This is a genomic window from Cellulomonas iranensis NBRC 101100 = JCM 18110 (genome assembly GCF_001552375.1).
Taxonomy (GTDB): domain Bacteria; phylum Actinomycetota; class Actinomycetes; order Actinomycetales; family Cellulomonadaceae; genus Cellulomonas; species Cellulomonas iranensis.
Genome location: NZ_BCRB01000106.1, coordinates 1 through 10,339 on the forward strand (window position 1 = coordinate 1; position 10,339 = coordinate 10,339).

A 10,339-nucleotide genomic window follows, 5' to 3' on the forward strand; every position below is an offset into this window, starting at 1 on the left:
CCGCCCGCCCGCACGAGCACGACGTCACCACGGGACCGCCCGCCGGCCCCGCGGCACCGCGCACCCGCGCGCACCCGCGTCTCCCCACGTCCACCCACCCTGGAGGTCACGATGACCACCGCCCCCGTCGTCCGGGCCGAGCACCTGCGCAAGGCCTACGGCAGCACGCTCGCCGTGCAGGACGTCTCCCTGACCGTCGAGCGCGGCGAGATCTACGGCGTGCTCGGCCGCAACGGCGCCGGCAAGACCACGACCGTCGAGATGATCGCCGGGCTGCGCCGCCCCGACGGCGGCACGGTCGAGGTGCTCGGCCTCGACCCGACGCGCGACGCCGCGACGTTGCACGAGCAGGTGGGTCTGCAGCTGCAGGAGTCTGCGCTGCCGGACCGGCTGCGCGTCGCCGAGGCGCTCGACCTGTACGCGTCGTTCTACGCCGACCCGGCCGACCCGGCGGACCTGCTCGACCTGCTGGGGCTGGCCGCCAAGCGCGACGCCGCGTTCAAGGACCTCTCGGGCGGCCAGAAGCAGCGGCTGTCGGTCGCGCTCGCGCTCGTCGGGCGGCCGCAGCTCGCGATCCTCGACGAGCTCACCACAGGGCTCGACCCGCACGCGCGCCGCGAGACGTGGGCCGTGGTCGAGGCGATCCGCGACGCGGGCGTCACGATCGTGCTGGTCACGCACCTCATGGAGGAGGCCGAGCGGCTGTGCGACCGCATCGCGCTCATCGCGTCGGGCCGGGTCGCGGCGGTCGGCACGCTCGCCGAGATCGTGCGCCTCGCGCACGGCGAGCAGGTGCTGCACGTGCGCCCCGAGGCCGCCGTGCCGGACGCCGCGCTCCTCGCGGCGCTCGCGGACGTCCCCGACATGCGGGACGCGCGCGTGGCCGACGGCGCGCTCGTCGTGCGCGGCGGCGGTGCGCTCGTGCAGGACGCGCTCGTCGCGCTCGCGCGCGCGGGGGTGCGCACCACCGACGTGCGTCTCGAGCGCGCGTCGCTCGAGGACGCGTTCGTCTCCCTCACGGGTGCGGACGCCGACCCGTCCGCGTCGACCGACGCCGACCCCCGGCCCGCCACGACCGCTGCGGAGGTGTGACATGAGCCCCACGACCCCTGTCCCGGCCGGTGCGCCCGTCCCCGCGGGCGGCCCCGCCCCCACGCGTGGGCGCGGCGCGCTCGCACCGGCCCCGCACGACGCCCGCCGGCGCACGGGCCGCGGCGGCGCGCTGCTGCGCATGACCCTCGTCGAGGCGCGGCTGTTCCTGCGGGACCCGTCGGTGCTGTTCTTCTCGCTGCTGTTCCCGGCCCTGCTGCTGACGGTGCTGGGCCTGGTGATGCCGTGGGCCGACCAGCCGTACGACGAGGGCGACCCCGCGCTCGCGGGGATCTCGGCGATCACGGGGTACACGCCCACGGTCCTCAGCCTCGCCGTGGGGACCGTCGCGCTGTCGACCTTCCCCGCGGTCGTCGCGACGTACCGGCAGCGCGGCGTGCTGCGCCGGCTCTCGACGACCCCGGTCGGCCCGGCGCGGCTGCTGGTCGCGCAGGTCGTGGTCCACCTGGTCGCGCTCGTGGCGGCCGCGCTGCTCGCGGTCGGGGCGGGCGTCGTCGTGCTCGGCATCGCGACGCCCGTGCACGTCGCGACGGTGCTGCTCGCGTTCCTGCTGGCCGTGCTGTCGACGTTCGCGCTCGGGTCGCTGGTCGCGGCGCTCGCGCCGACCGCCGCGGCGGCCAACGGCTGGGGCATGACGCTGTACTTCGTGTCGCTGTTCTTCGCGGGCGTGTGGCTGCCGCTGCCGCTCATGCCGGACGTCGTGCAGGCGCTCGCGCGGTGGACGCCGCTGGGCGCCGCGACGCAGGCCATGACGGCGGCGTGGGTCGGGCAGCCGTTCCCGGGCGCGGAGCTGCTGGTCATGGGTGTGTGGGCCGCGGTGGGGCTGCCGCTCGCGGTGCGGCTGTTCCGCTGGACCTGAGGCCCGCGCGGCGCGGCGGCACGGCGCCGTCGCGCGTCGGTCGGGGGCGTGCCTGGTCGCGCTCCCACCAACCGCCGTCCCTAAGCGTTTCGCGACCTGGACGGCACCTGTGCGCCCCCACAGAGTGAGCCCGTCCAGGCCGCGCCCGGGCGCGACGCCCGTCGTCGCGACCCCCGCGGTCCGTTCCTTCGTGCAGGACCGGGCGGCGGCACCGAGGCCGCCGCCCGGGCCCACGCCGGCACCGAGGCCGCGCGTGGTCGACGCCAGGAAAGGTTCGCACCATGACCTCACCCACCCGACGGCGCGCCGTCAGAGCGGCCTGGGCCGTCCTGACGAGCGTGACGCTCGTGGCCGCGGGCGGCGCGCAGGCCGCCTCCGCGCTGTCCGGCGGCGGGCCGGCCCCGGCCGCCGCCATCGTCAGCGACGAGTACAAGACGCGGTTCCTCGAGCAGTACGAGAAGATCAAGGACCCGGCCAACGGGTACTTCAGCGCGCAGGGCATCCCGTACCACGCGGTCGAGACGCTCATGGTCGAGGCGCCCGACTACGGGCACGAGACGACGTCGGAGACGTACTCCTACTGGATCTGGCTCGAGGCCCTCTACGGGCAGGCCACCGGTGAGTGGGCACCGCTGAACGCCGCGTGGAAGAACCTCGAGACGTACATGATCCCGCAGAAGGAGGACCAGCCGACCAACGCGTCGTACGACGCGAGCAAGCCGGCCACGTACGCCGCCGAGTACAACCACCCGAGCAACTACCCGTCGCAGCTGAGCAGCGGCGTCTCGGTCGGCCGCGACCCGCTCGCCGCCGAGCTGCGCTCGGCGTACGGCTCGCCGGACATCTACCAGATGCACTGGCTGGGCGACGTCGACAACGTCTACGGCTTCGGCGCCGCACCCGGCCCCGGCTGCCAGCTCGGCCCGTCGCACCAGGGCATGTCGCTCATCAACACGTTCCAGCGCGGCCCGCAGGAGTCGGTGTGGGAGACCATCCCGCAGCCCACGTGCGACGACTTCACGTCGGGCGGGCGCAACGGGTTCCTCGACATCTTCACGGGTGACGCGTCGTACGCGAAGCAGTGGAAGTACACGTCGGCGTCCGACGCCGACGCGCGCGCGATCGAGGCGGTGTACTGGGCCAACAAGTGGGCCACCGAGCAGGGCAAGCAGGCGCAGGTCGCCGAGACCGTCGCCAAGGCGTCGAAGATGGGCGACTACCTGCGGTACACGCTGTTCGACAAGTACTTCAAGCAGATCGGCTGCACGTCGCCGTCCTGCCCGGCCGGCAGCAACCGCGAGTCCGCGCACTACCTGCTGTCCTGGTACATGGCGTGGGGCGGTGCGCTCGACACGTCGTCGCCGTGGTCGTGGCGCATCAGCTCGTCGCACGCGCACTTCGGCTACCAGAACCCGTTCGCCGCGTGGGCCCTGGCCAACGACCCGGCCCTGACGCCCAAGTCGCCGACCGCCAAGTCCGACTGGACGAAGGCCCTCGACCGGCAGCTCGAGTTCTACACGTGGCTGCAGTCGAGCAACGGCCCGATCGCCGGCGGCGCGACGAACAGCTGGGACGGCGCGTACGCGCAGCCCCCGGCCGGCACGCCGACGTTCTACGGCATGGCCTACACCGAGGCGCCCGTGTACGCCGACCCGCCGTCGAACCAGTGGTTCGGCATGCAGGCGTGGGGCGTCCAGCGCGTCGCCGAGCTCTACTACGAGACCGGCAACGCGAAGGCGAAGAAGATCCTCGACAAGTGGGCCGACTGGGTCGTCGACCACGTCGAGACCGACGGTGCGGACTGGTCGGTGCCGTCCGAGCTGACGTGGTCGGGCAAGCCCGACACGTGGAACCCGACCAACCCGGGCTCGAACGCCGGTCTCACGGTCACCGTCAAGAGCTCGGGCCAGGACGTCGGCGTCGCCGGCGACACGGCGCGCGCCCTGCTGTTCTACGCCGCCCGCTCGGGCGACACCGCGGCGCGTGACACCGCCAAGGACCTGCTCGACGCGATCTGGGAGCACAACCAGGACTCGCTGGGCGTCACGTCGGTCGAGACGCGCGGCGACTACCAGCGGTTCGACGACGTCTACACCGCGGGCGGCAACGGGGTCTACGTGCCCAACGGCTGGTCGGGCACCATGCCCAACGGAGACCAGATCAAGCCGGGCGTGTCGTTCCTCGACATCCGGTCGTTCTACAAGCAGGACCCGCAGTGGTCGAAGGTCCAGACGGCGCTGAGCACGGGTGTCGACCCGCAGTTCACGTACCACCGGTTCTGGGCCCAGACGGCCATCGCGGGCGCGCTGTCGGACTACCACCGCCTGTTCGAGAGCGACGGCACGACGCCGACGCCGACCCCGACGCCGACGGTCACGCCGACGCCGACGCCGACCGTGACGCCGACGCCGACGGTCACGCCGACCCCGACGCCGACGGTCACGCCGACGCCGACGCCGACGCCGACGGTCACGCCCACCCCGACGCCGACCGGTGCGTGCACCGTGAGGTACACGGCCAGCAGCTGGAACTCCGGCTTCACGGCCTCGGTGCGCGTGACGAACAACGGCACCACCGCGCTGAACGGGTGGAGCCTGCGGTTCACGTTCGCCAACGGGCAGACCGTCCAGCAGGGCTGGAGCGCGACCTGGGCGCAGTCCGGCACGAGCGTGACGGCCACCAACGCCGCGTGGAACGGCACGCTCGCACCGGGCGCGTCGGTGGACATCGGCTTCAACGGCTCCCACTCGGGGACCAACACCGCGCCGACGTCCTTCACGCTGAACGGCGCGACCTGCGCCGTCGGCTGACGCACCCGCCGGCCCTGCGCCGGCGGACCTGACCGTGACCCCATGCACGGCAGGGGAGGGGCCGGTCCCGGGACGATCCCCCGGGGCCGGCCCCTCGGTCGTGCCCGCCGCCGTCGTGACGGCCACCGTGCCGACCGCCGCGCCGGGGGTGGGGGCAGCCCTACCCCCGGTCCGTGGGCGAGCACGGGCGCGGGCGCCGCGCCCCGCGCCCTAGGTTCGTGGTCATGACCTCCGGCCCCGTCACCGTCCCGCCCCGCGCGGGCCGGTCCACCCCGTCCACCACGGCCCTGCGCGACCCGTCCGACCACGTCCCGGCCGACGTCGACGTGCAGCACGTCGCACCCGCGCTGCGTGGCGGCCGCGCGCTCCTGCTGGCCCCCGTCTCCGCCGCCACGTGGAGCGGGGCGGGGCAGCTGGCGATCTCGACGCTCTTCACCGTGCTCGCCGCGATCCTGCTGATCACCGGCGTCGCCGTGGGCGTGGGCACCGCGCTCGTCGTGGTCGGCGTCCCGGTCCTGCTGGGCACGCTCGCGCTGGCCCGCGGCTACGGCCGCGTCGAGCGCACGCGGCTCGCGGCGCAGCTCGGTGTGGTCGTGCTGCCGCCTTCGCCCGCGCCCGCCGGGTGGGGCCGGCGGTCGTGGTGGCCCCGTGCCCGCGACGACCGCGCGTGGCTCGCGGTCGCGCACGCCGCGGTCACGAGCGTCCTGACGTCGGTCGCGGTGCCGCTGGCCGCGTCGTTCGCGGCGGTGCCGTGGGTGCTGCTGGCGACGCCGTTCGTCGACGCCTCGCGGCAGCCGTTCGACGTGATCCACGTGCCGGCGTACGTGGCGGTGCCGGTCGCGGTCGTGCTGCCGTGGGTGTCCGCGCTGGTCGTGCAGCTCACGACGCTCGCGCAGGTGCGGCTGGGTCGTGCGCTGCTGGGCGGCCGGTCGCGTGCCGACGTCGAGCGCGCCGCCCGCGAGGCCGAGACCCGCGCGAACGCGGCCGAGGGGCGTGCCGAGCACCTGCGCGAGACCCGCAGCGCGGCCGTGGACGCGGCCGACGACGAGCGCCGCCGCATCGAGCGCGACCTGCACGACGGCGCGCAGCAGCGCCTGGTCGCGCTGGGCGTCGAGCTCGGGGTCGCGCGCCGCGCCGCCGCGCACGACCCGCAGGCCGCGGTCGCGGCGGTCGACGCCGCGCACGGCGAGATCAAGGAGGTGCTCGCCGAGCTGCGCGACCTCGTGCGCGGCGTGCACCCGGCCGTGCTCACGGACCGCGGCCTCGACGCGGCGCTCTCGGCGCTCGCGGCGCGCAGCCCGGTGCCGGTCGACGTCGAGACGCGCGGCCTCGAGCCCGGCATGTGCGTGCAGGCCCAGGCCGCCGCGTACTTCGTGGTCGCCGAGGCGCTCACCAACGTCGCCAAGCACGCGCACGCCGCCCAGGTGGTGGTGCGCGCGACCGTGGCGGGCGACCGGCTGCGCGTCGAGGTCGCCGACGACGGCCGCGGCGGGGCCACCGCCGCACCCGGCGGCGGGCTCGACGGCCTGCGGCGCCGCGTCGAGGCGCTCGACGGCGCGTTCCTGCTGCTCAGCCCGGCGACGGGCGGCACCGTGCTCACCGTGGAGGTGCCGTGCGCATCGTGATCGCCGAGGACTCGGTCCTCCTGCTCGACGGGCTCACGCGGCTGCTGACCGCCGAGGGCCACGACGTCACCGGGTACCGCACGGCCGACGAGCTCGTCGCGGTGCTGGGCGACCCCGACGCTGACCTCCCGGACCTGCTGCTGACCGACGTCCGGATGCCGCCCACGCACACCGACGAGGGCCTGCGGGCCGCCGTCCACCTGCGCGGCCTGCACCGCGGGCTGCCGGTGCTGGTGCTCTCGCAGTACGTCGAGGCCCGCTACGCGCGGGAGCTGCTCGCGGCCGACGCCCGCGGCCTCGGGTACGTCCTCAAGGACCGCGTGGCCGACGTCGACGACTTCCTCGACGCGCTCGCGCGGGTCGCGGCCGGCGGCACGGTCGTCGACCCCGAGGTCGTCGCGCAGGTGTTCGCGCGGTCGCGGCGCAGCACGCTCGACGCGCTGACCCCCCGCGAGCGCGACGTCATCGGCCTGATGGCCGAGGGCCGGTCCAACGCGGCCATCGCCGAGCGCCTCGTCATCGGCCTGCCGGCCGTCGAGAAGCACGTCACGTCCATCCTCACCAAGCTCGACCTCCCGCCGGACGCGTCCGACCACCGCCGTGTGCTCGCGGTGCTGCGCTGGCTCGAGGACGCCCCCACGAACGGAACCCCGCGATGACCACGCCCACCACGCCCGCCGCACCCGCCCCGGCTGCCGCCGACACCCCGCCGCCCGTCGGCCGCCCGTCTCGCCGGGGCCGCGTCCTGACGATCGTCGGTGCCGTGCTCGCGGGGATCTGCGTCGCGCAGCTCGCGCAGCAGGGCCTCGCCGAGCTCACCGCGACGACCGAGACGACGACCGAGTCGGTGCCGGCGGCCGCCGTCGTCGAGATCGTCGCCGACGGGTCCGTGACGGTGCTCGCGACCACGGGTGACACGGTCGAGGTCGAGCGCCGGACGCGCGCCCTGTGGCGCACCCCGGACTCGTCCACCGAGCAGGGCGACGACCGCGTGGTGGTGCGCCACACGTGCGGGTGGCGCTTCATCGGCACGTGCCGCACGAGCACGTCGGTGCGCCTGCCCGAGGGCACCGACCTCGTGGTGCGCACGAGCGACGGCGACGTCGACGCGGAGGGCGCGGTCGCGACCGCGACGGTCCGCACGTCCTCCGGGCACGTCACCGTGGTCGGCGCGAGCGGGGCCGTGACGGCCCGCTCCTCGGACGGCTCGGTGAGCGTGTCGGACGTGGGCGGCGCGGTGCAGGCGCGGACCTCGTCGGGCCGTGTCGAGATCATCGGTGCCGGTGGTGCCGTGGCCGCCCGCTCGTCGGACGGTGACGTCATGGTCCGTGACGCGGGCGGCGGCGTGGAGGCACGCACGTCCTCGGGGCGCGTCGAGGTCGACGGCGCGGGCGGGACGACGTCGGCACGGTCGTCGGACGGTGCGGTGCTGGTGGCCGGGGTCGACGGCGACGTGAGCGCCGTGACGAGCAGCGGCCGCGTGACGGTGCACGGCACGGGTGCCCCGGTCGCGCTCGACATGAGCACGAGCAGCGGCCGCCAGACCGTCGACGCACCGACCGACCCGGGTGCGTCGCGCTCCGTGACGATCCGGTCGTCCGACGGCGACGTGTCCTACCTGGGGCCGCGCGGCTGACCGGCGCGTCGTGCGGTGCGCAACTCGTGTGCGCACCGCACGACGCCCGGGTGACCGTGGGGGCCGTGCGCACCGCACGGCCCCCACGGTCGTCCCCGCGCGCCCCAGCCGACGCCACGCCGACGACCCCGCGGCGTCCCGCCGACGAGAGGCCCCGCATGCCGTCCGACCCTGCCCCGTCGTCCGACCCCGCCCCGTCGTCCGACCCCGCCCCGTCGTCCGTCGCCGCGCTGCGTGCCGTGCTGCGCGAGCGCACCGGCCCGGACGCCGACGTCGACCCCGCACCCCTGCACGACTCGTCGCCCGTGCACGCCGCCCGGTTGGGCGACGGCACGCGCGTGGTGGTCAGGCCCGCGCTCGACGACGGCCCCGGGCAGCGCGCGCTCACGGCGTGGGCGCGTGCGCTGGTCGCCGCAGGCGTGGGTGCCCTGGCCCCGGTCGACGGCCTCCCCGTGCCGCTCGCGGTGCCCGGCCCGGACGGCGTCGAGCACCGCGTCGTATACCCGTTCGTCGACGGACGCCCCGTGCACCTGCCCGCCGACCTCGCGCTGCTCGGCGACCTGCTGGGCCGCCTGCACGCCGCGTCCGCACCGCTCGCCGACGACCCGGCGCTCGCCGACCTGCCGCGCTTCGCGTGGCCCGAGCACGACGCCGCGTCGGTCGCCGAGGACGTCGACGCGATCGCCGGCGTGGTCGCTCGGCTGGGGCTGCCCGACGAGGTCGCGGCGCGCTGGGCCGACGAGCTCGAGGGGTTCTGGGACGCGCAGCTGCCGCGCGTGCGGGACGCGGCGCTGCCCGCGTGGCCGGTCGCGCTCGACGTGCGTGCGGTCAACGTCGTCGTGGGCGACGACGGCCCGGTCATGGTGGACCTCGAGAACGGCGAGGTCGCGCCGCGTCTGCTGGACCTCGCGTACACGGCGCTCTTCGCGGGTCACGAGGCGGGCCCGGCGGCGCTGCCGGACGCACGCGAGTGGGCGGTGCTGCGCGACGCGTACCTCGCGGTCGCGCCGCCGCTGACGCCCGCCGAGCGCGCGCGGTGGGAGGACGCGCTGGTGTACATGCGCCTCGAGTGGGGCACGTGGATGCTCACGGAGGGCACCGACGACGCCGAGTGGGCCGACCCGGCGCGCCGGGGGTACCTCACCGACCTGCTGCTGCTCGAGCCGGGCCGCTGGGCGCTCTGACGCGCGCCTGCGCCGTGAACGCCAAGAGGCCGGACCCTGAGGGTCCGGCCTCTTGCGTCGGTGCCCGTGGACACCGTCTGTCGGGGTGGCGGGATTTGAACCCACGACCTCTTCGTCCCGAACGAAGCGCGCTACCAAGCTGCGCCACACCCCGGTGGAGCCTGGTAAGGATAGCCGACGAGCGGCCCGGACACGAAATGCGTCAGGGCGACGTGAGTGTGAGGAGCGTCGCCTCGGGTCGGCACGCGAACCGCACGGGCGCGTACGGCGACGTGCCGAGGCCCGCTGACACGTGCAGCCACGACGACCCGGCGCCGGCGGGGCGGTCGGGCCGCGCGCCCGGCCAGCCGTGCAGACCCTTGGCGCGCCGCAGGTCGAGGTCGCAGTTGGTGGTGAGCGCGCCGAGGAACGGCACCGCGAGCTGGCCGCCGTGCGTGTGCCCGGCGATCGTCAGGTCGACGCCGTCGGCGTGCATCGCGTCGAGCACACGGCGGTACGGCGCGTGCGTCACGCCCAGGTGCAGGTCGACCGCGGGGGACCTGCCGTCGGACGTCCGCGCGTCGTCGGGGCCGCCCGCGGGGGGCATGCGGTCACGGTCGAGGTGCGCGTCGTCCGTCCCCACGAACGACAGCGTGCGGCCGTCGACCTCGAGCACGTCGCGGCGGTTCGACAGGTCGATCCAGCCCGCGCCCGTCAGCCGCGCGACGAGCTCGCGCCACGGCAGCGCGACGGGCGGGCCCGCCGGCGTGCGGCGCGCGTCGGGCAGCAGGTAGCGCGCCGGGTTCTTGAACGACGGCGCGACGTAGTCGTTGGAGCCGAGCACGAACGCGCCCGGCAGCTGCAGCAGCGGCTCGAACGCGCGCAGCAGCGCGGGCATCGCCTCGAGGTGCGCCCAGTTGTCGCCCGTGTCGACCACGAGGTGCGGGTCGAGCGACGCCAGGTCGCGCACCCAGTCGACCTTGCGGTGCTGCCCGGGCGTCAGGTGCAGGTCCGACACGTGCAGGATCCGCAGCGGGTCCTGCCCCGCCGGCAGGACCGGCACGGTCACCTCGCGCAGCGCGTACCAGCGCACCTCGACCAGCGAGGCCCACGCGAGCGCGGCGGCGCCGGCGAGC

At 75.6% G+C, this 10,339-nt stretch carries 8 protein-coding genes and 1 tRNA gene; 7 read left to right on the plus strand and 2 right to left on the minus strand.

What is annotated here, in order from left to right; translation table 11 throughout:
• Positions 1–111: 111 nt before the first annotated feature.
• From CS2_RS16230 to CS2_RS16260, 7 genes are all read left to right on the plus strand, one after another.
• Positions 112–1,092: an ABC transporter ATP-binding protein gene (locus CS2_RS16230; RefSeq protein ID WP_070320763.1), complete on the plus strand. Its 981-nt coding sequence runs from the start codon at positions 112–114 to the stop codon at positions 1,090–1,092.
• Between the two features lies 1 nt (position 1,093).
• Complete coding sequence (locus CS2_RS16235; protein ID WP_082740308.1) at positions 1,094–1,969, plus strand: ABC transporter permease; 876 nt, start codon at positions 1,094–1,096, stop codon at positions 1,967–1,969.
• A 281-nt stretch (positions 1,970–2,250) separates the two neighbouring features.
• A complete protein-coding gene (locus CS2_RS16240; protein ID WP_070320764.1) occupies positions 2,251–4,779 on the plus strand; it encodes a glycoside hydrolase family 48 protein in 2,529 nt (842 codons plus the stop codon).
• Between the two features lie 224 nt (positions 4,780–5,003).
• Positions 5,004–6,404 carry a sensor histidine kinase gene (locus CS2_RS16245; protein WP_082740309.1) on the plus strand — a complete coding sequence of 467 codons (1,401 nt, stop codon included), beginning with the start codon at positions 5,004–5,006 and terminating at the stop codon, positions 6,402–6,404.
• On the plus strand, positions 6,392–7,063 hold the full coding sequence (locus CS2_RS16250; protein WP_046529315.1) for a response regulator transcription factor: 672 nt from the start codon (positions 6,392–6,394) through the stop codon (positions 7,061–7,063). Before CS2_RS16245 ends, CS2_RS16250 begins: the two co-directional genes overlap by 13 nt.
• The gene (locus tag CS2_RS16255; protein ID WP_070320765.1) at positions 7,060–8,040 is read left to right on the plus strand and encodes a DUF4097 family beta strand repeat-containing protein; all 981 of its coding nucleotides are present in this window, start codon (positions 7,060–7,062) and stop codon (positions 8,038–8,040) included. Before CS2_RS16250 ends, CS2_RS16255 begins: the two co-directional genes overlap by 4 nt.
• 158 nt (positions 8,041–8,198) lie before the next feature.
• Complete coding sequence (locus CS2_RS16260; protein ID WP_070320766.1) at positions 8,199–9,224, plus strand: aminoglycoside phosphotransferase/kinase family protein; 1,026 nt, start codon at positions 8,199–8,201, stop codon at positions 9,222–9,224.
• 80 nt (positions 9,225–9,304) lie between these two features.
• Here the strand turns inward: CS2_RS16260 and CS2_RS16265 are convergent.
• Together CS2_RS16265 and CS2_RS16270 are read right to left on the minus strand one after the other, a co-directional pair.
• Positions 9,305–9,378, minus strand: a tRNA-Pro gene (locus CS2_RS16265).
• 48 nt (positions 9,379–9,426) lie between these two features.
• A partial coding sequence (locus CS2_RS16270; protein ID WP_070320767.1) for a metallophosphoesterase occupies positions 9,427–10,339 on the minus strand: 913 nt, incomplete at its 5' end.

What these genes read in the sequence shown, in the direction of transcription:
- CS2_RS16230 (WP_070320763.1), top strand. Translation starts at nt 112, where the DNA reads ATGACCACCGCCCCCGTCGTCCGGGCCGAGCACCTGCGCAAGGCCTAC.
- CS2_RS16235 (WP_082740308.1), top strand. Translation starts at nt 1,094, where the DNA reads ATGAGCCCCACGACCCCTGTCCCGGCCGGTGCGCCCGTCCCCGCGGGC.
- CS2_RS16240 (WP_070320764.1), top strand. Translation starts at nt 2,251, where the DNA reads ATGACCTCACCCACCCGACGGCGCGCCGTCAGAGCGGCCTGGGCCGTC.
- CS2_RS16245 (WP_082740309.1), top strand. Translation starts at nt 5,004, where the DNA reads ATGACCTCCGGCCCCGTCACCGTCCCGCCCCGCGCGGGCCGGTCCACC.
- CS2_RS16255 (WP_070320765.1), top strand. Translation starts at nt 7,060, where the DNA reads ATGACCACGCCCACCACGCCCGCCGCACCCGCCCCGGCTGCCGCCGAC.
- CS2_RS16260 (WP_070320766.1), top strand. Translation starts at nt 8,199, where the DNA reads ATGCCGTCCGACCCTGCCCCGTCGTCCGACCCCGCCCCGTCGTCCGAC.